At 69.4% G+C, this 19905-nt stretch carries 16 protein-coding genes and 1 pseudogene; 9 read left to right on the top strand and 8 right to left on the bottom strand.

Annotated features, from left to right (window positions below):
• Window positions 1–20 precede the first annotated feature (20 nt).
• From Prubr_RS31965 to Prubr_RS31955, 3 genes are all read left to right on the top strand, one after another.
• On the top strand, window positions 21–602 hold the full coding sequence (locus tag Prubr_RS31965; protein WP_212818834.1) for a carboxymuconolactone decarboxylase family protein: 582 nt from the start codon (window positions 21–23) through the stop codon (window positions 600–602).
• Window positions 560–1471 (top strand): RNA polymerase sigma-70 factor, encoded by a 912-nt coding sequence (locus tag Prubr_RS31960; RefSeq protein ID WP_212818832.1) that lies wholly within the window; start codon window positions 560–562, stop codon window positions 1469–1471. Before Prubr_RS31965 ends, Prubr_RS31960 begins: the two co-directional genes overlap by 43 nt.
• Before the next feature lie 156 nt (window positions 1472–1627).
• Window positions 1628–2827 carry a peptidoglycan DD-metalloendopeptidase family protein gene (locus Prubr_RS31955; protein ID WP_246567935.1) on the top strand — a complete coding sequence of 400 codons (1200 nt, stop codon included), beginning with the start codon at window positions 1628–1630 and terminating at the stop codon, window positions 2825–2827.
• 353 nt (window positions 2828–3180) lie between these two features.
• On the opposite strand, the gene Prubr_RS31950 is transcribed toward Prubr_RS31955, so the two are convergent.
• Window positions 3181–3651: an SRPBCC domain-containing protein gene (locus Prubr_RS31950; RefSeq protein ID WP_212818830.1), complete on the bottom strand. Its 471-nt coding sequence runs from the start codon at window positions 3649–3651 to the stop codon at window positions 3181–3183.
• Between the two features lie 251 nt (window positions 3652–3902).
• Between Prubr_RS31950 and Prubr_RS31945 the strand changes: the two genes are divergently transcribed.
• Complete coding sequence (locus Prubr_RS31945) at window positions 3903–4070, top strand: hypothetical protein (protein WP_212818828.1); 168 nt, start codon at window positions 3903–3905, stop codon at window positions 4068–4070.
• Entirely contained in the window at window positions 4067–4942 is an 876-nt protein-coding gene (locus tag Prubr_RS31940; RefSeq protein WP_212818826.1) for an alpha/beta fold hydrolase, read from the top strand. The genes Prubr_RS31945 and Prubr_RS31940 overlap by 4 nt, the downstream gene beginning before the upstream one ends.
• A gap of 411 nt (window positions 4943–5353) precedes the next feature.
• Here the strand turns inward: Prubr_RS31940 and Prubr_RS31935 are convergent, their stop codons facing one another.
• From Prubr_RS31935 to Prubr_RS31910, 7 genes are all read right to left on the bottom strand, one after another.
• Window positions 5354–6202 carry an alpha/beta hydrolase gene (locus Prubr_RS31935; RefSeq protein ID WP_212818824.1) on the bottom strand — a complete coding sequence of 283 codons (849 nt, stop codon included), beginning with the start codon at window positions 6200–6202 and terminating at the stop codon, window positions 5354–5356.
• A 141-nt stretch (window positions 6203–6343) separates the two neighbouring features.
• Complete coding sequence (locus Prubr_RS31930; RefSeq protein ID WP_246567934.1) at window positions 6344–6826, bottom strand: hypothetical protein; 483 nt, start codon at window positions 6824–6826, stop codon at window positions 6344–6346.
• 164 nt (window positions 6827–6990) lie between these two features.
• The gene (locus tag Prubr_RS31925; RefSeq protein WP_212818822.1) at window positions 6991–8646 is read right to left on the bottom strand and encodes a hypothetical protein; all 1656 of its coding nucleotides are present in this window, start codon (window positions 8644–8646) and stop codon (window positions 6991–6993) included.
• 96 nt (window positions 8647–8742) lie between these two features.
• Entirely contained in the window at window positions 8743–8856 is a 114-nt protein-coding gene (locus Prubr_RS37855) for a TauD/TfdA family dioxygenase (RefSeq protein ID WP_281425855.1), read from the bottom strand.
• The gene (locus Prubr_RS31920; protein ID WP_281425854.1) at window positions 8853–9686 is read right to left on the bottom strand and encodes a TauD/TfdA family dioxygenase; all 834 of its coding nucleotides are present in this window, start codon (window positions 9684–9686) and stop codon (window positions 8853–8855) included. The genes Prubr_RS37855 and Prubr_RS31920 overlap by 4 nt, the downstream gene beginning before the upstream one ends.
• 28 nt (window positions 9687–9714) lie before the next feature.
• Window positions 9715–11523, bottom strand: a complete 1809-nt coding sequence (locus tag Prubr_RS31915) for an ABC transporter ATP-binding protein (RefSeq protein ID WP_246567932.1) — start codon at window positions 11521–11523, stop codon at window positions 9715–9717.
• Between the two features lie 162 nt (window positions 11524–11685).
• Window positions 11686–12486: an alpha/beta fold hydrolase gene (locus Prubr_RS31910; RefSeq protein WP_212818818.1), complete on the bottom strand. Its 801-nt coding sequence runs from the start codon at window positions 12484–12486 to the stop codon at window positions 11686–11688.
• A 384-nt stretch (window positions 12487–12870) separates the two neighbouring features.
• On the opposite strand from Prubr_RS31910, the gene Prubr_RS31905 reads away from it, so the two are divergent.
• The 4 genes and pseudogenes from Prubr_RS31905 to Prubr_RS37850 form a co-directional block, all read left to right on the top strand.
• Complete coding sequence (locus Prubr_RS31905; protein ID WP_212818816.1) at window positions 12871–14454, top strand: MBL fold metallo-hydrolase; 1584 nt, start codon at window positions 12871–12873, stop codon at window positions 14452–14454.
• Window positions 14451–15500 (top strand): 4-hydroxyphenylpyruvate dioxygenase, encoded by a 1050-nt coding sequence (gene hppD, locus Prubr_RS31900; RefSeq protein ID WP_212818814.1) that lies wholly within the window; start codon window positions 14451–14453, stop codon window positions 15498–15500. The genes Prubr_RS31905 and hppD overlap by 4 nt, the downstream gene beginning before the upstream one ends.
• A 61-nt stretch (window positions 15501–15561) precedes the next feature.
• Window positions 15562–15771: an MbtH family protein gene (locus tag Prubr_RS31895; protein ID WP_212818812.1), complete on the top strand. Its 210-nt coding sequence runs from the start codon at window positions 15562–15564 to the stop codon at window positions 15769–15771.
• Window positions 15772–15888: 117 nt separating this feature from the next.
• Window positions 15889–19890: pseudogene (locus Prubr_RS37850) on the top strand (amino acid adenylation domain-containing protein); the annotation flags it as partial.
• Window positions 19891–19905 lie beyond the last annotated feature (15 nt).

Below are 19905 nucleotides of genomic sequence, written 5' to 3'. Positions count from 1 at the left end.
CCGGCGACAAGGAGACGACGATGACCAGTACGACCCGCGTTCCCCGCACCAGGATCACCGGCCCCTACGGCGCCCTGCTGAAGGTGGCGATGCGCAAGATGCTCGGCGGCGTGCCGGAAGGCGCCGAGGTGATGTGGCACCACCCGCGCGTCTTCAAGGACATGATGAGGTTCGGTGGCCGTACCGAGAAGTGGGACCGGATGGACCGTAGCCTGGCATCGTTGGCGACCATGGCCGCGGCCGCCGAGGTGGGCTGCAGCTTCTGCCTGGACCTCCACTACTTCATGACCCACGACAAGGGGCTGGACGAGGCGAAGGCACGCGAGGTCCCGAGGTGGCGGGAGTCCGCGATGTTCACGCCGGTCGAGCGCCGGGTGATGGAGTACGCCGAGGCGATGTGCCACACCCCGGTGACGGTCACCGACGACATGACCGCCGCGCTGCTCGAGGACCTGGGCGCTGCCGGAGTGCTGGAACTGACGGCCCGGGTGGGCGTCATGAATCTCACCGCCCGCGCCAACGTCGCCCTCGGCATCCGTTCGCAGGAGTACGCCACGACATGCGGCCTGCCGCCCCTGGCCAGCAGGGGTGCACACACGTGAGCGGCGACCCGTTCCTGCGGCACCGGAGCCTGCTGTTCACCGTGGCCTACGAGATGCTCGGTTCGGCCGCCGACGCCGAGGACGTCGTACAGGAGGCCTGGCTCAGGTGGGACGGCGTCGACCAGGCCGAGGTGCGCGACCCGCGGGCCTACCTGGTCCGGATCGTCACGCGCAAGGCGCTCGACCGGTTACGGACCCTGGTCCGGCGGCGCGAGGAGTACGTCGGTCCGTGGCTGCCGGAGCCCCTGCTGACCAGCCCCGATGTCGCCGACGACGTCGAGCTGGCAGACAGCCTGTCGACGGCGATGCTGCTGGTGCTGGAGACGCTCACCCCGACCGAGCGCGCGGTCTTCGTGCTGCGCGAGGTCTTCGATCTCGGGTACGACGAACTGGCGGAGGCCGTGGGCAAGACGCCCGCCGCGGTGCGACAGATCGCGCACCGGGCCCGGACCCACGTCGCCGAGCGGCGTCCCCGCGGCACGGCCTCCCCGGCCGAGGCCCGGGGAGCGCTCGAGGCGTTCCAGCGGGCGATCGAGACCGGCGATCTCCAGGGCCTCGTCGACCTGCTGGCGCCCGACGTGGTCGCGCTGGGTGACGGCGGCGGCGTGAAACAGGCCATGCCGCGACCGGTCATGGGCGCCGACAAGGTCGCTCGCCTGATCACGGCCGGCCTGGCAACCGTCGTCGACCGGTTGTCGGCGGAGTTAGTCCAGGTCAACGGCTCGTCGGCGCTGCTGCTCCGGCTGGACGGGAAGATCGACAGCGTCATGTCGGTGCGGGTCGTGGAAGGACTGGTTACCGGCATGTACACCATCCGTAACCCCGAGAAGCTCTCGCGGATCCTGCAGGAGATGTCGCTCAGTCGCTGAACCCGGTCCGTCGAACTCCACCGGGGCTGGGTGCGGTCCCCGAGACGTGTGCGAAATATACCTTCATCGCCGACTGTCGGCATGTAGACAATGTTCGTCGACCTGTCTATCGTCAGCACAACCTAGCGATGCCCTTCGATTCGAAAGAGGTCGTCAATGGTGCACATCAGACGACGGACCGGCGCCGCCACAGCGCTGCTGGCGACGGCAGTCCTGGTCACGGGCACCCCCGCGCACGCCACCGCATCGGCCCCGGAGCGGATGAGCGTCGAGGGCGCCGTGACCGCCAAGCTGCGCGGGCAGGTCGAGGCCGCGGCAGCGAAGCACGCGGGCAGCTCCGCGGCGGAGCACGCCGAAAGCTCCGAGACCCGCGTGACCGTCACCCGCAAGGACGGCCGGTGGGCCTTCGGTACGGCCGTGGCCGTCACTTCCCACGAGAAGGACATCCACCCGACCGGCGCGGTCTTCATCGCCCGTGCCGAGGCCGGGACATGGCGGGTCAACTTCGACGGCGAAGCCGGCTTCAGCGAGCTGGCCGCCGAGTCACCTCTGGTGAACAAACAGGAGAAGGCGGTCTTCACGAGCACCCCGACCACCATGCAGGCAGGCGGTGACTACCGGACCGGGATGGCCCTGCCGTTCGCGGTCGGCCAGACGTGGACGCTGACCAGCGGCCCGCACGGCTGGGGCGGCTACGAGACGCCGTACAGCTCGATCGACCTGGCCGGCGGCGACCAGGTGGTCCGCGCGGCGCGGGCCGGCACGGCGTACACGATGTGCACGGGGTGGATCCGGGTGATCCACGACCGGGGCTACTCCACCGACTACTACCACCTGTGGAGCAGCATCTCGGTCAACGGCGCCGCCGTCGGCCAGGGCGCGTACCTGGGCTACACGGGCACCGATGTCACCTGCGGCGGTGCGGCGTCCGGCCGGCACGTCCACTTCGGGCTGCGGCAGAACAGCGCGTACGTGGGCATCGCCGGCCACGGCCTCGGCAAGTGGGCGTTCGAGAACGGCGCCGCCGCCTACCAGGGCGGCGCCCGACATGGCTCAATCTGGCGAGGCGCCGGGGGTGCGGTCTACAACTACGGGGCGCTGGGCTTCAACCAGGCGGTGGTCGACGCCAACGGTGGGGGCACGGTGAACAAGCGGTCCGGACCCGGCACCGGCTACGCCGTGCGGGGAACGGTGGGCGACGGCGCGACGGTCACCGTCTCCTGCTCCGCCAACGGCACCTCGCACGCCGGGCGGTACGGCACCACCAGCCTCTGGAACCGGCTGAGCGACGGCACCTGGGTGACCGACGCCTACCTGTGGACCGGGGTGAACGGCCCGACCAACGGCTGGTGCTGACCGGCACCCCGTCCGAAACGACGACGCAGGGGCCCCTGCACTCCGGCGGGGCCCCGCACCTCGCGGGGTGGGCGGGGCGCCAGGTGGGGGAGGCGGTCGGCCGGGCGGGCCGGACTGGAACGAGCCGTCGACCGGGGACCTGGTGCCGCGGCGGGGGCGACGATTCCCGGCCAGCGATCGGAACTTTCGAGCTGCTGCTCGGCGATCTCGGACAGCGTGTCGCCGTAGGCCCACTGCATCAACGCCGAGGTCGGCGAGGCGTCCCTCCAGGCGTCGTAGGGCGCGGCGGACGGTGTCGGGTCGTTGTTGTCGGTCGTGGACGCGCATGATCCGATGAGGCGGATACCGCCGTGTCAGCCTTGTATGGCAACACGCTCGAGTCGCTCGAGCAGTTGACTCGCTCCGGCGGCCGCCTGGAAGTCTTCAAGATGCCGCTTCCGATCGGCGTCCGACGCGTAGAACGAGCGCAGAGTCACGCGAGTTCGTGGCGCGTCGGCGTCCTCCTCCTCAATGATCATTGTTGAGCGCGACGGAGCCAGCCCATGCTCTTCCGAACCCTGGTGGAGGTATGCAACCCGTTTGTCTACCTCCACGTCCTCAAAGAGGTACACGTTCTCGTATCGGGCTCCGTCCGGGCCGTGCATCACCACGTCGAACCGGCCGCCATCTCGGAGATCGAGTTCGCGTACGGTGCTCGTGAAGCCGTCGGGTCCCCACCAGTACGCGATCGCATCCGAGTCGACCCAAGCTGACCAGATCTGTTGGGGCGATGCGGCCAACACCCTCGTGACTTCAAGGTCGGGTGCAATCGGATCGTTCGTCATTCGGGGATAGTACGTTTCTCCGCGTTCGAACTCAGGCCGTGTCCCGACGCCGCCGCGGGTCTTTGCAGCTTTCGCCTTGTCGAGGGTGATCAACCCGTTGCCAGCGCGGGAGCGTTGGTGTCGGCACCGACCCGATCGGCAGCCTCGCTCGCCTCTGCGTCTGGCATGGAAGGGCGTGATGGGAATCCCTAAACATCGTCATCGTACCTTTAGGGTTGCGGGATAGGGTCGTTTAGGGCATGCTGCGGAAGATGTCAATGACGATGCTTGCCTCGCCGAGGGGCACGGCCGCCGTGCGTGGCCCACACCTCCGTACGGTTCGTGACGCCCAACGCCGCTACGCGGGGTTCGTGGCCGTCGGCAGCGCCGAGAACACCGTGGTCAGCCTTGTCAGCAGGTTCGCGGAGGTGAAGTGGTGACCTCGATCTACCGCTCCGACGACGCACGCCGCGCGGTCGAGGAGCGCTACCGGGTGTTCCTGGACGACTGGCCCGTGCCGTCGACGGAGTCGGTGCTTCCCACCCGCCAGGGCGACACGTTTGTCGTCACCTGCGGCGACGAACACGCCCCGCCGATCGTCCTTCTGCACGGCGCCGGCTTCAACTCGGCGGCCTGGCTGGGCGATGTGGAGAGCTGGGCGCGGTCGCACCGGGTGTACAGCGTCGACGTCATCGGCGAGCCCGGCCTGAGCGCACCGTCCCGGCCGTCTCTCAACTCCGATGCGTACGCAACGTGGCTCGATGATGTGTGGGACGGGCTCGGTGTCACCCGGGCGGCGGTCGTGGGCACGTCGCTGGGCGGATGGCTGGCGCTCGACTTTGCCCTGCGTCGACCGGAGCGGGTCACGAAGCTCGTACTACTCGTGTCCGCCGGCATCGGGCGCCAGAGGTACGGCGCGATCATCACGTCGCTGTTCCTCATGCCGTTCGGCAGACGTGGTCAGCGTGCGGGGATGCGATACGTACTCGGCCCCGCCGGGGTGCCGGTCTCGGGGCCCATGGCCGCCACCCTGAAGGCCCTCGACGACTACCTGTGGCTCGTCCACAAGAGCTACCGGCCCCGGCGCGACCGGCTGCCGGTCTTCAGCGACGACCGGTTGCGCGGACTGGATGTGCCGCTGCTGTTCATCGCCGGCGAAAAGGACCGGATACTGGACTCCCACCACAGCGCACGCCGACTGCGTCATCTGCTCCCCGGGGCGGTCGTCACCCTTCTGCCCGACACGGGCCACATCCCCACCGGGTACGCCGAGACCGTCCAGCGGTTTCTGACCGGCGACACCCGGGAATGAAGCGGGCCGCCGGCCGAAATGGAACAAGCTGTTCCGCCGCCGGCGGCACAGCGGGACCTGGCAGCAGATCCTTACCGGCCTGCAGGACCACGCCCGACGTGGCCGGGCCGATCGGCTGGGACGTCAGGGACAGGCCGGCGCGGGAGTCCGTCGGATCGCCGCGATCAGGTCGACCTTCGATATCGGCGGCTCCCGTTCAGACCAGCCGATGCTCCCACCGTGCCAGATGGGCCCGGAAGTCGCGAACATCGAAGTCATCCGATAGGGGCGGTCCCGACCTGGCGAACAGAATGCGGGTGAGACGCGGAGCGTCGGATCCGATGTCGACCAGCGTGACTCTGCTGCCAGCTCAGCTGACGGCGGCGACCGCAACACGCGGCGCACCATGAAGGTGAATACCGGCGTCCTCGCTCACCTCTTGGCCGGCGCAAACAGCCAGCGCAGTGCGTCCGGAAGAAGGACCCCGGCATGGTTGGGGCTGTGGCCTCCGTCGCCGAGTACCAGCCGGAAGTCGTAGCCGGCCTCGGCCAGGGCAGCGGCGACGCGCAGATTGCTGGCGAGCCAGTTTCGTTCGGGCTCGTTCCAGTGCAGATCTCGGTGGCCAGCCTGCATGAAGATCCGCAGCGGCTTGCGGGGGACGCTGGGGATCAGGTCCGGGTAGGGGTTCCCGGTGGGCATCTGCGCGAAGCTGGACAAGAAGCAGATCGCTCGCCGGAACTTGTCCGGGCGTTGCCACGCGGCCGTGAAGGCGCCGTTCCCGCCGCTGCTGCCACCACAGATGCCCCACCGGTCGGGGTCGTCGGTGATCGAATAGCGCTGCGTGACCTGCGGGATGATCTCGGTCAGTAGGAAGGTGACCAGGCGGTCGTCGAATGCGTCGTACTCGATGTTGCGGTTCTTCGGATTCTGCGTGTCCGCGAGGACACCGGGGTCGACGAACAGGCCGACGGTGACCGGGATATCGCCGCTGTGGATCAGATTGTCCAGCACGACCGCGCCGCGGACCTCGCCCTCCGGATCGAGGTACCACTGTCCGTCCAGGAAGACGATCAGCGACGCGGGCCGCGACCGGTCGTACTGAGCCGGCACGTGAACCCAGAACCTGCGCGACGTACCCGGGTAGACGGCGCTGCCGTCCCAGCTGAACTCGACCGTCCGACCCATCGGCACCCCCGCCCGGCGAACAGAGTCGGGCCCATGGGCGTAACGGACGTCCGTCTGGTCGACGACGAGCGGGCGGAACGGCACCTCTGCGGCCACCCGGGCACGCTATGTGCCGGTCCTCAACCCGGCAACCAGATTTCCCTCAGTCGAGCCAGCCCTCGCCCGGGCGGTTCCGTAACTCACGAAGTCATCACACCGGGCACATCTCGACCAGGAGAAACGGATTCTGAACACGCGCTAGGTTGTTCGCGGGCCGCCCTCGACGCCGTAGAACCAATGGTGTCCGAGGGTTGGCACGGGAGGTAGGTCGTCGTGGATCAGGCGGTCCATCGCATCGGCCAGATCGGCGACGACAGCGCCGTCCACATACTCCTCGAGGCGCAGAGCGAACGGCTCGTTGCCGGTCACGTAGCGGGTCTCGGCCTCGGCTCGCGTCATCCGGCCACGCCGGCGGAGTTGACGGCCCGCCTCCGCGATGATCTCGTGGACGAAGTTCTGCTGCGACTCCGACCACCTGTGGTCGTCGAGTGCGAACGCGGCAGACCCGCCGATCACGGCGTGTGCACGCAGATCGTCGAGCACCTCAGCAGTGCCCTCGGACTGTGGACGCTCCGCGGCCACGGATATCGCCTCGAAAAGCAGGATTCCGAAGCTGACGTCATAGGCCCAGATGAATCGATCGTCGTCGTCGCCATACTCGACGGGCACCGTCTTGGTCACACATCCGATCATGCACTCACCGCTAAACCCGCGTCGGAGGCGGGCTCATCCGGCTACGGCGTAGGGCCTCCGTCTCCCGGCCAGGCGGCCGTGACGACGCGTCATCCGGCGGCGGGGAGCAAATGGTGCTTCGGCACGCTGAGAGCCCACCTGATAGCCGGATTTCATGGCCGGCGATGCGTGGGTTCGTGCGGTGTCAGGCGTGCTGTGGTGAGTCGTTGGCGCATCATGTCGGTGGGTAGGGCGGGGTTGGCGGCGGCGGGTTCGGCCAGGTCCGGATCGTCGAGCAGTGCGACGACGCGCGGTAGTGGTAGGCGTGGGCAGGCGGCCATCGCTCGGCGGACCTTGAGGGCGGGGTCGTGTGTGAGGCGTTCGACGAGGGCGGGTGTGGCGAGGGGGTCGCGGGCGGCGAGTCGCCGTACGGCGGGGTCGGGATCGTCGGCGAGCCGTGCGAGGTCGGTCGTCGGGAAGTTCGGCATGGCCAGTAGCCGCGCCCGACCTCGACCGTTGTATTCGCGGTAGGAGCGCAGCAGTAACGCGGGTGGCGCGGCGGGGTGGTGCTGGGCGAGGAGCACCCGTACGCCGAGGTCGGTGTCCTGCGCGAGTGCGGCGACGATGTCCGCGGGTAGCCGGGGGTCGGCTGCCGCGCGGCGGCGTAGCAGGGGGTTGACCGATGTGGCCCATCGCAGCGACTGCTCCGGCGGCGGCAGCGTGGCCGGCCGCATCCACGGGTACTCGTCGCGCCGGTTCGAGAACTCGATCCTCCCGTGCGGCCGGTGCTCCCGCGACGTGCTGGCGTCGATGTCGATCGCGGCCCGCTCGGTCTCGGTGAGCCGGGGGTGGGTCGAGGCCGCGGTTCGTACGGCGACGTCGGAATCGGTGGCGAGTCGCCTCAGTTGCGCGTGGCTCAGGTTGTCACGTGCGGCCAGGCTGCACCGGACATCGGGCGACGGGTGGTCGAACAGCGCGTCGACCACGTCCGGTGGCAGGGTGCGGTTGCCCGCCATGGCGGAGACCCCGCCGATTCCGTCGTCGGCGTCGATGGCGAGCACGTGTGCGATGAGCGGCCGGGACAGTCGTCGCTCGCGCAGCAGGCCACGGTAGGCGTACCCGTTGCGAGGCAGGTCTGCCGGCTCGTGCACCCGGACAAGGTCGGCGTCGTACCGGGCCGCCGCCGCACGGACCTGCGGGGCGGGGTCACGCAGCAGCGCCTGCTTCACGGCGTCACGCGTCGCTTCGTCGAGCATCCCGAGCGCGTCCAGGGCGGCGGTCCGTACGCGGGGTTCGTTATGCCGGGCGGCCACCGGCACCGACCGTCGGTTGCGCGACATCGCGTCGATTGCCTCGGTGTGCAGCTCGTCCGCCGTCATCTGCGTGCGCTGGAAATATTGGACGAGCCGGTCGAACGATCGGGCGAACGCCCGGTCCGGCAGTGCGAGGTCCGGGTCCGTGCCGAGGGCTTCGACGACGCGATGGTCCGGATCGTCGACAAGCCGTAGCCGGATCAGCGGGTCGACGTACCGGTTGACGGCCAGCGCCGCCCGGATCCGCGGCGAGGGGTGCCGCAGCATCGCCTCGACCACGACCGGCGGCAGGTCGGCGCGCCGGTTGAACGCATCCGGTACCGCGTCGCCGTGCGCAGCGAGCAGACCCAGTAGGACATCGGTCGGCGCGGCCGGGTTGTGGGCGAGACCGCACAGCACCGGGTCCACGGTGGGTACGTCACGCCACAGGTTCGTGCGCGGATCGAACGCCCGTGGTGCGTCGGCCGGGTCCTCGGCGGCGGTCGGGGGGAGCAACAGCCAGAGATCGTCGAACACGAACCTGGAGCGTAGCGGCGAAATGCGCAGCTCAGCACGGCTGTTCACCCGAGTGACCGGGCGTCGGTCCCGGTCTACGCTATCGATGGCGCGTGTTCATCCGGACATCGCCACCAGGACACGGCGGGTGCCCTCGAACGAGCGCCGGCCGTGTGCCGTCAGCACGTTGTCGATCAGGAGAAGGTCACCGGCCCGCCAGGTGACGTTCACCGCATGTTCCAGCCCCGGTCCCGGACGTGTTCGACATAGGCGTCCGGGATCGGACTACCGTCGGCGAACGTCACGTACTGCGGGAACTGGTCCGGTTCGAGGATGTCGTAGAGGTCGGCTGACGCCTGGTCGCCGAGTCCGGCCGGATGCCACTGGTCGGCCTGGTTGAACCACACCTCGGTGCCGGTGACCGGGTGCACAGTGGTGGCGGCCCGCAGCTGCGTGACCCGCAGGCCCTCGGCGTGCCATTCCCACTCGGCGTGCGCGTCGGCCAGAAACGCCTCGACGTGCGCGCGGTCCGTCGTCTCGAAGGTGTCCTGCCAGCTCTTGCCGAAACCGTAACCGTCGTGCAGATTCTGGACGTAGCGGATGCCGCCGGCGAACGCCTCGCGCACCTCCGGGTCGATGACATCGAGCCAGAGCGCACCATCGAGCACCGGGGTGGCACCACCCTTCTCCGCGGCTTTCTCGCAGTAGAACGCCAGCCGGTCGGGCCAGCGCCGGGCGTAGTTGAGCTCGTTGTGCATGGAGATGGTGACCTGCTGAGGGTATTCGGTGGACGTATAGATGTTGTCGCCCACGCGGCTGCGCGGCGAGTTGCCGTGCACGTACGGGAGGCGGTTGGGCAGGAGCCGGTCGAGCAGGCCGCCGAGCGCGTCCGGCAGCACGCCGAACCCGCGGAAGACCAGGGCTTTGTGCCGCAGCAGCAGCTCGGTGAGACCGTCCGGCCCCCACTCGGTCAGCCGGTCGGCGAGCTGCGGTGCGCCGGGCCGCTCCGCGGTGATCTCGTACGGCCGCCAGTCGCGGCCGGTCTGGACGCTGATGTCCATCAGGTTCCTCTCGCGGTGGCGTGTGGCGTCACGGAAGGGGTTCCGCGCTCAGCAGGTCCGGCACCGGCTCGGTCAGGTTCGGCTCGGCGAACTGGGTGCGGTGGAGCTGCGCGTAGAGCCCGTCGGCCGCCAGCAGCTCCTCGTGGGTGCCGCTCTCGCGGATCTGGCCGGCGTCGACGACGAGGATCTGATCTGCTTCCCGGATGGTGGAGAGCCGGTGGGCGATGACCAGGGCGGTGCGCCCGGCCAAAGCGGTCCGCAGGGCCCGCTGGATCGCTGCCTCGGATTCGGAGTCCAGGTGCGCGGTCGCCTCGTCGAGGACGACGATCGGGGGTGCCTTGAGCAACAGCCGGGCCAGGGCGATGCGCTGCTTCTCGCCGCCGGACAGCCGGTAGCCGCGCTCGCCGACCATGGTGCCGAGGCCGTCGGGCAGACTTTCGACGGTGTCCCAGATCAGCGCCGCCCGGCATGCCTCGACCAGTTCCTGATCGGAGGCGTCCGGACGGGCGTAGAGCAGATTGGCTCGCAGTGTGTCGTGAAACATGTGCACGTCCTGGGTGACCACGCCGACCGCGTCGCGCAGGGAGGCCAGAGTCAGATCGCGTACGTCGTGCGAGCCGATCCGTACGGTCCCGGTGGCCGCGTCGTAGAGGCGCGGCACTAGGCCGGTGATGGTCGTTTTGCCGGCACCGGACGGCCCGACGAGGGCTGTGAGCTTGCCACCCGGGGCGACAAAGCTGACGTTCCGCAGGGCCAGTGCCGTGCCGGTGGTCTCTTGGCCGCGTCCGGCCGCCGGTTCGAGTGAGGCGATCGAGACCTCGCTCGCTCCGGGATACCGGAAGCTGACCCGGTCGAAGGCGATGTCCGGGGCGGCCGTCGCCCGGCTCGCCGCGGCCGCGGGCAGGGCAACCGCGTCGGGATTCTCGGTGACCAGGGGTTTCAGGTCGAGCACCTCGAACACCCGGTCGAAACTCACCAGCGCGACCATGACGGTTGCCTGCATGGCCGAGAGCTGGTTCACCGGACCGTACAGACGCATGAGCAGCGCCACCATGGCGACGAGGGTGCCGAGTTGGAGCGTGCCGTCGATGGTGAGGGCGCCGCCGAGGCCGTAGACGAGCACCGTGGTGAGCGCGGTGAGCAGGGCGACCACCGCGGGCAACAGCCGGCCCCAGACCAGTGTCTGGGCGGCGACATCGCGTACCCGGGCGGCCCTGCCGGCGAACAGCTGCGCTTCGGCGGCCGGTTGTCCGTAGAGCTGCGCCAGCATCGCGCCGCCGACGTTGAACCGTTCGGTCATCATCGAGCTCATCTCGGCGTCCAGCTGCATCGTCTGCCGGGTGAGCTGCTGCAACCGCCCGGAGAGCAGCCGGGCCGGGACAAGGAAGATCGGCAGCATCACGAGTGCGGCCACGGTGATCTGCCAGGACAGGTAGAACATGGCGGCCAGGACCAGGATGAGCGTCAGGATCGTCGAGACCGCCTGCGTCAGGATCGTCGTGACCGCCTGCCGGGCGCCGATGATGTCAGAGTTGAGCCGGCTGACCAGTGCACCGGTCTGCGCCCGGGTGAAGAACGCCATCGACTGCTGCTGAACGCGGGCGAAGACCGCGCTGCGCAGCTCGTAGACCAACCCTTCTCCGGCCTTGCCCGAGCACCACGCCTGGACGACGATGGTGGCCGCCTCCATGAGAGCCAGCAGGCCCAGCAGGAGGCACAACCCGACCACGACGTCGAAGCGGCCGGGCAGGATGCCGTTGTCGACAATCCGCTGCAGCAGCAGCGGACCTGCTGCCGCCACGGTCGCCCCGAGCGCTGTCGTGAGAGTCAGTAGCACCAGATACCGGCGGTACCGGCGCGCATACGGCAGGATCCGCCGGGCCGTGCCCGGCTTGATCCTGGGCGCGGAACCGGGTGCGTCACCCGGGCGTCTCGGCATCGGCTGCGGGCCGATCGAGGGGCCACCCAACATAGCCACAATCCGTTCTACGATCCTCGGTCAGCAACGGTCCAGGAACGCGACGATCGCCTCGTTGACCACCTGCGGTCGTTCCAGGTATCCAAGGTGACCGCAGTCGCTGATCTCCACGAAGTCGCACTTCGGGATGGCGTCGGCCACCTCGGCGACCAGATGCGGCGGGCAGATCAGGTCGTCGGTGAACGCGATGGCGCGGCAGGGGACCGTGATCCCGGACAGGGCTCGACGGCGGTCGCCCATGCCGGCCACCGCCGTGCCCTGTCCAGGCACCGGGTCACCACCGGAGATCTCGAAGACCCCCAGCCACTCGGCGACCACCGTGTCGGAGTTCAGCGTCGCCGGTGACAGCATCTCGAGCGCTGTCTTGACCGACCGATAGGCGGCCGGCAACCGAATTCCCGCCGCGGCCAGTGCGCGGTCGCCCGCGTCCTGGGCCCGGCGCATCGCATCCGACCGCGCCCGGGTGGCGATCAGGACCAGCGACCGGACGAGATCCTGCCGCCGCAGGGCGAGATCCTGCGCGATCATCGCGCCGAGCGAGGTACCGACGATGTGACACGGGCCCAGGTCGAGGGCCTCGATGAGTCCTGCGGTGTCGGCCACCAGGTCGGACAGCGCATAGTCGCCGGCGGGGGCGTCAGACGACGCGACACCGCGGTTGTCGAAAGTGATCGTTTCGTAGCCCGCGCGATTGAGCGCCGGCGTCTGGTGCACCGTCCACACGCGGCCTCCGGCCGACGATCCCATGATCAGCAGCACCGGCACGCCGTGACCGGACCGCCGGTACGCCAGTCTGATGCCGTTGGTCCGGACGAGCGGCATGCGCCGGGCTCCCATCGGTCGTCGGTGGCGGGGACCCTCACATCCGATGTGTACTACTCGGAACGGCCTCCAGCGGCCCACGATGGCAGGGCTACACGGCATCGATCAACCGTGTGCAACTGATGCGGAACGGCAGTTGGTTACGGTTCCGGCGGCCGGCCTTCCGCCGTGTCCCCGCCGCTGTTGCCCCACTCCGTGAGCCGGGGCATGCTGCTCGACGAGGTCGTCCCGCGGCGCCTCGATCCTCCGGCCCCGCCTTCGCTGGAGTCGTCGTCCATCTCGTCAAACCACCCGTGAACCGGCCCGCGCGCCGATCCCGGTGGTCGGCGTGTGCTCGTGACGAAACCGGTTCACGTAAATGCTTGTCCTGACGGGAGAGTGAAGATGGCCGACCAGCCGTTGTTCCTGCGGTCCAAGGCGATTGTGGAGCCGCTCATCGACCGGTTCTTCGCGTGGCCGTACACCATGGCCCCAGTGCAGTCGGCGATGAACCTGGCGTTCCTGCAGGTGCCGATGCTCGAGTCCTATCTGCAGTCGCCCGAGGTGCATGTCGCAGCCAGCAACAATCCGGATTTGCGTGGTGGGTTCTTCATCAACGTGCCCGTGGAGCGCGCCGACGAGGTGCGCGACCTGCACGCTGCCATCAAGCGCGATCGCGCCGAGATCCTCCGTTTCGCCGATGCGATCGTGGAGGGACAGGAGGTGCTGCGCTCCAACGCCACCGGGTTTGATCTGACCCCGTTGTACCCCAAGCTGCCGGTCGAGCTGAACGGCCTGGTGGAGATGGCCTACGACACCGACAACCAGGCCCAACTGCGCTTCCTCGAGCCGATCATCTACAAAAGCGGCATTCACCAGGAGTCGCGTCAGTCGGTTCAGCTGTCCCTGGAGACCGGCATCGAGCGCCCGTTCATCCTCAGCACTCCGCGGCTGCCGTCGCCCGACGTCCTCGATCTCGTCCTGCCCTTCCGGCACGAGGGCCTCGACGCCCTCTTCGGCGCCCGCGTACGCCCGGTGACGCTGTCCAGCCTGCGGGAGCAACTGAGCCTCGACGATGCGCAGACGAAACAGTTGGCCGGTCTGCTGACCGACCGACCCAGCCAGGCCCCCGACCGGCACATCGAGGCCGGTGGACGGATCCGCTACTTCGGGCACGCGTGCCTGGTGCTGCAGACACCCCAGGCGGCGATCGTCTCCGATCCCTTCATCAGTGCCGACAGCTCGGCCGGTGACCGGTACACGCTGGATGACCTGCCGGACTTCATCGACTTGGTGCTCATCACCCACGGGCACCAGGACCACATCGTGCTGGAGACGCTGCTGCAACTCCGCGGGCGCATCGGAGCCGTCGTGGTGCCCCGCTCCTCGCGCGGCAACCTCTGCGACCCGTCGATCGCTCTCATGCTCCGGCACCAGGGCTTCACCGCGGTCGAGGTCGACGACTTCGACGAGGTGGAGTTCCCCGGCGGCAAGGTGACCGCCACGCCGTTCCTGGGCGAGCACTGCGACCTCGACATCCGGGCGAAGTCCACATACTGGGTCGAGCTGGCCGGCAAGACTGCCTACATCGGGGCCGATTCCTCAGGCATCGATCCCACGCTGTACCGCTACGTGCGACAGCACCTGGGCACCGCGGACTACGCCTTCCTGGGCATGGAGTGCGACGGGGCCCCGCTGAGCTGGCTCTACCAGGCGCTGCTGACCGTGCCGATCACCAAGAAGATGAGCGACTCCCGCAAGCTGTCCGGCTCCAACGCCGAGCAGGCCGCCGCGATCATGACCGAGCTCGGCGCGGCCGAGGCGTACGTCTACGCCATGGGCGAGGAGCCCTGGCTCGGCCACGTCATGGCGACCACTTACAACGAGGACACCTATCAGATCAAGCAGATCGAGGAGTTCCGCACCTGGTGCGCCGACCGCGGCATCCCGGCGGGGCACCTCTACGGCCAGCAGGAGTGGCGCTGGTGACCGCCGATCGGGAGGAATCCGCCATGACCGTGCAGGACATCGCCTACACCGAGCTCTACACCGACGACCATGCCGGCGCAGTAGATCAATTCTCCTCCGCCCTGGGCTTCCTGCCCGTCGCGGAGTCCCGGGACGACACCTCCACCTCCACCCTGCTACGCCAGGGCGACGTGAAGATCGTGGTCACCTCCGGCGACGCGGTCGCCCCCTTCGTGGACCGGCACGGCGCCGGCATCGCTGATATCGCCCTGAGCTGCGACGACGTGACGGCCACGTACACCGCGGCGCTGGCTGCCGGCGCGACCGTGGCGCCAAAGCGGTTCGGTGTGCCCGCGATGGCCGGCTTCGGCGAGGTCGTGCACAGCCTGGTGCCCACCACCGCGACCGCCCCGGACGCCCGTCCGGCCGGGCGCCGCTGGATCGCCCTGCCGCCGGACGCGCCGGGCACGGAGGGACCCGCGCGCCTGCTCGACCACGTCGCCATCTGCCTGCCCGGCGGCACGCTGGACGAGTACGCCGACCGCTACACCGCCACGCTGGGTCTCACCCGTTACTCCTCCGCGTACGTGGCCGTCGGCGAGCAGGGCATGGACTCGATCGTCGTACGCAGCGGTTCCGGACGGGTGATCTTCACGTTGGTCGCCCCGGACCCGGCGAAGCAGCCCGGCCAACTGGACCGCTTCCTGGAGCGCAACGTCGGACCTGGCGTGCAGCACCTCGCCTTTCTCGTCGACGACATCATCACGGCGGTCGGGGACTACGGGCAGCGGGGCGTCGAGTTCCTGACCACGCCCGCCAGCTACTACGACGCCCTGGCCGATCGGCTGCCCGCCAAGGCCGGGCATGTCGACCGGCTTCGTGGTGCGCAAGTCCTGGCCGACATCGACGAGTGGGGCTACCTGCTGCAGCGGTTCACCCGTTCTCCGTACGAGCGCAACACGCTCTTCTTCGAACTGATCCAACGCCAGGGCTCGCGTGGCTTCGGCAGCGCCAACATCCGGGCCCTGTACGAGGCCGTCGAACGCGACCGGCTGACCACCCCGTGAGTGTCCGGCCGTGGCAGCCCCGCGGCGCGGAAACCTTTGCAGTGCGACGGAAAGGAATGTCGTGACGAATCCGTTCGAGGACCCCGACGGCCGCTATCTGGTCCTGGTCAACGACGAGGGACAGCACTCTCTGTGGCCCACCTTCGTCGACGTGCCGGACGGCTGGCGGACCGTGTTCGGCGAGGACGGGCGCCAGGAGTGCCTCGACTACATCGAGCAGAACTGGACCGATCTGCGGCCGAAGAGCCTCATCGAGGCCATGGGCAGGTAGCAGCAACCGGTCGGCCCGGGTGGCGACGCGGCCACCCGGGCTCTCGGCTGCGGGAAACACCCTCCACGGCGGCCGTCGCCGCCTTTCTGACAGTCGACTACGGCAGAGGTAGGCGGGATGACTACTGTCGCGCGCGAGATTCGAGAACTGACGGCGGGCCAGGTCGGTGTCTGGCAGGCCCAGCGGATGGCGCCGGCGAACCCGGTCTACAACGTCAGCGAGTATCTGGAGATAACCGGAGACCTACGGGTCGACGACTTCGTCGAAGCTGTCGGGCGGACGGTGCGGGAGGCCGAGTCGCTGCGCCTGTGCTTCGTTCCCGGCGACGATCGGCCCAGCCAGTACGTCGCAGACCTCGACGACTACCGCATGGAGGTCGTCGACCTGTGCGACCAACCGGATCCGGCCGCCGCGGCGAACGCCTGGATGCTCGCGGCCACCCGGCAGCCCTTTGACCTGACCGTCGGGCCGCTGTTCCGCTTCGCCCTCCTGCGGCTGGCACCCGGTCGCTTCCGCTGGTTCCAGTGCGGCCACCACCTTGTCCTGGACGGGCTCAGCGGCTCCCTGCTCGCGGCCCGTACCGCGAAGATCTACGAGGCGTTACTGGCCGGCCAAGACCCGGGAGACGGCGCTTTCGAGCCGGTGTCGGTGCTGCTGGACACCGACCGGGCGTACCAGACCTCGGCCGACCGTGCCGCCGACCGTGCGCACTGGCTGGGCGACCTCGCCAGCTTGCCCGACTCACTGACCCTCAGCCACCGTGCCCGGCGGCTGCCCGACCGCCTCGAGCGGCACACCGCCGACCTCGACGCGGACCGGGCCGCCAGCCTCCACGCCGCCGCCGCCCGCCTGCGCACCAGCCCCGCCGTGCTCGTCGTAGCGGCCGCGGCGATCTACCGGCACCGCACCACCGGCGAGCGCGACGTCGTCCTCGGCCTGCCGACGCCTGGCCGGCTCGGTCTGCGGGAGCTGCGTATCCCCGGCATGACTGCCAACAACGTGCCTGTACGTCTGCGCGTCGAACCCGGCACCACCGTCGAGGACCTGGTCCGCCGCACCGCCCGGCAGGTCGGCACGGCCCTGCGCCGGCAGCGCTACCGGTACGAGGACACCCTGCGCGACCTCGGCCTCGTCGAAGGAAACGCGCTGTGCGATCTCATTGTCAATGTGATGGCCTTCGGCTATCCGTCGTCCCTCGGCGGCTGCGCTGTGACCGGCCGCACCCTGTCCAACGGTCCCATCGACGACACTCGCATCGACGTTTATCTGCGGCCGGGTGGCGGCAGCATCCAGCTCGACGTCGATGTCAACTGCGACGCCCGCGCGCCTGAGGCGGCGGGCGAGATCCTGCACCGCTTCCGCAACGTCCTGACATGGCTCGTGACCGCGCTCCCCGGCGACCCGATCGGGCACGCCGGACTTCTCGACGAAACCGAGAGAAAGCTGCTCCTGGCCGATCGCAACGACACCGCGACGCCGTTGCCGCGGACGACCTTCCCACAGCTCTTCGCCGAGCGGGTGCGGCAGGCGTCCGCTGCCGTGGCCGTGCACTCGGACGCCGGCGAGCTGACCTACATGGAGCTCGACGAGCGTGCGAACCGGCTCGCCCATCACCTGATGCGCCTCGGGGCCGGCCCGGAGCAGGTGATCGCGGTCGCCATGCGCCGGGGCGCCGAACTCGTCGTGACACTGCTCGCCGTCGCCAAGACCGGCGCCGCTTACCTGCCCCTCGACATCGCCCACCCGGCCGAGCGGATCGCCTTCATGCTCGCCGACAGCGGCGCCTCCATGCTGCTGGGCGCGGAGGAACTGCTCGACGAACTCCCGGTCAGCCGGATGCTCACCCTCGCGGTCGACTCTGCCGCCACCCGTACGGCCCTGCACGGCGCCCCTTCCACGACGCCGGACGTGGACACCCATCCGGACGGCCTCGCGTACGTGATCTACACGTCGGGATCGACAGGTGTCCCGAAGGCGGTGCTGCTGACCCACGCCGGCGCCGTCAACCTCGCGGCGGCACAGGCACGCCGGTGCTTCGTCGAGTCGTCCAGCCGGGTGTTGCAGTTCGCCTCGCTCGGCTTCGACGCGGCCACCTGGGAACTGCTGATGGCCCTCAGCACCGGGGCACGGCTGGTCGTGGCCCCGGCCGGGGACCTGCTCCCCGGCCCCGGCCTCACCGGTCTCATGACCCGGCACGGTGTCACCCACGCGACCCTGCCGCCCGCCGTGCTGTCCGTCCTGAACCCGTGCGACCTGCCGGGTGTGTCCACGCTGATCTCCGCCGGTGAGGCGCTGGGTCGTGACCAGGTGAGCCGGTGGGCGCCCGGGCGGCGGTTCATCAACGCGTACGGGCCGACCGAGACCACCGTGTGCGCCACCATGACCGGCCCGCTGGGCGCCGGTGACGACCCCGCGATCGGCACACCCAACCCGAACCTGCGGGTCTACGTGCTCGACGGCTCGCTGTCGCCGGTCCCTGACGGAGCCGCCGGTGACCTGTACGTCTCTGGCACCGGCGTGGCCCGCGGCTACCTCGGCCGCCCCGGGCTGACCGCCCAGTCGTTCGTCGCCGACCCGTTCCGCACCGACGGCAGCCGCATGTACCGGACCGGTGACCGGGCTCGCTGGACCACGGACGGGCAGTTGGTCTTCGAGGGTCGTCACGACGACCAGGTGAAGATCCGTGGGTACCGCATCGAGCCCGGCGAGGTCCGCGCCGCCGTCGTCGCCCACCCCCAGGTCGCCGAGGCCGTCGTCGTCGCCGGCGAGGACAGCGCCGGGGACAGCCGCCTGGTCGCCTACGTGGTGCCGGTCGATGCCGCGACGAACGCCAGGGAACTCGCCGTAGCGGTCCGGCGCGTCGCCGCCGAGCGGCTGCCCGAGTACATGATCCCCGCGGCGATCGTGGTGCTCGACAACCTGCCGCTGACCGTGAACGGCAAGGTCGACCGCACGGCACTGCCGGCCCCCGAGTACGGCGGCGGAACCCGTACCGCCCCGGAGACGGTCCACGAAGAACTGCTCTGCGGGGCGTTCGCCGATGTTCTCGGGCTCGCCGAGGTCGGGGTGCACGACAGCTTTTTCGACCTCGGCGGGCACTCTCTGCTGGCAACCCGCCTGGTCAGCCGCGTCCGAACGCTGCTGGGCGTGGAGGTCGGCGTCCAGGAGCTGTTCGAGACGCCCACGGTCGCCGGGCTGGCCGGCCGCATCGCCGGATCCGTCCGGGCCCGGGCCGCCCTCACCGCCCGCCCGCGTCCCGAGCGCATCCCGCTGTCGTTCGCCCAGCGCCGCCTCTGGTTCATCGGGCAGATGGAGGGTCCCAGCCCCACCTACAACGCCCCGCTGGCCCTAGGGCTCACCGGCCCGCTCGACCGCGAGGCGCTCACCGAGGCGCTACGCGACGTGCTCGACCGCCACGAGGCGCTGCGGACCATGTTCCCGTCCGGCGGCGACGGCGAGCCCTACCAGCGCATCGTCGGCATGGACGAACTGTTGTGGCACGTCCCGGCCGTGGACGTCGTGCGCACCGAGCACTCGTATGCCCGACTCCGCAACCTCGAGGACCTCTCCACCGCTACGCCGCGCACGGACGGCGCTGTCGCGGAACTGTCCGACGCGGTGCTGACCGCGGCGGGTTATGCGTTTGATCTGTCGGTTGAGGTGCCGGTGCGGGCGTGGCTGTTTGTGGTGGGTCCGGATGAGTTTGTGTTGGTGCTGGTGGTGCATCACATCGCTGGCGATGGTTGGTCGATGGGGCCGTTGGCGCGGGATTTGTCGGAGGCGTATGGCGCCCGGTTGCGGGGTCAGGCGCCGGGGTGGGTGCCGTTGCCGGTGCAGTATGCGGATTACAGCTTGTGGCAGCGTGATCTGCTCGGTGATGAGGGTGATCCGGAGAGTGTGTTGTCGCGGCAGGTGGCGTATTGGCGGGAGGCGTTGGCGGGTAGTCCGGAGGAGCTTGTTCTGCCGGTTGATCGTTTGCGGCCGGTGGTGGCGTCGCATCGTGGTTTTTCGGCGCCGTTGCGGGTGTCGGCTGGGTTGCATGCGCGGTTGCGGGAGGTGGCGCGGGCTGAGGGTGTGACGGTGTTCATGGTGTTTCATGCGGTGTTGGCGGTGACGTTGTCGCGGTTGGGTGCG

It is taken from the genome of Polymorphospora rubra, from assembly GCF_018324255.1.
In the GTDB taxonomy this organism is placed as follows: domain Bacteria; phylum Actinomycetota; class Actinomycetes; order Mycobacteriales; family Micromonosporaceae; genus Polymorphospora; species Polymorphospora rubra.
This window is presented reverse-complemented; position numbering and strand designations above follow the sequence as displayed.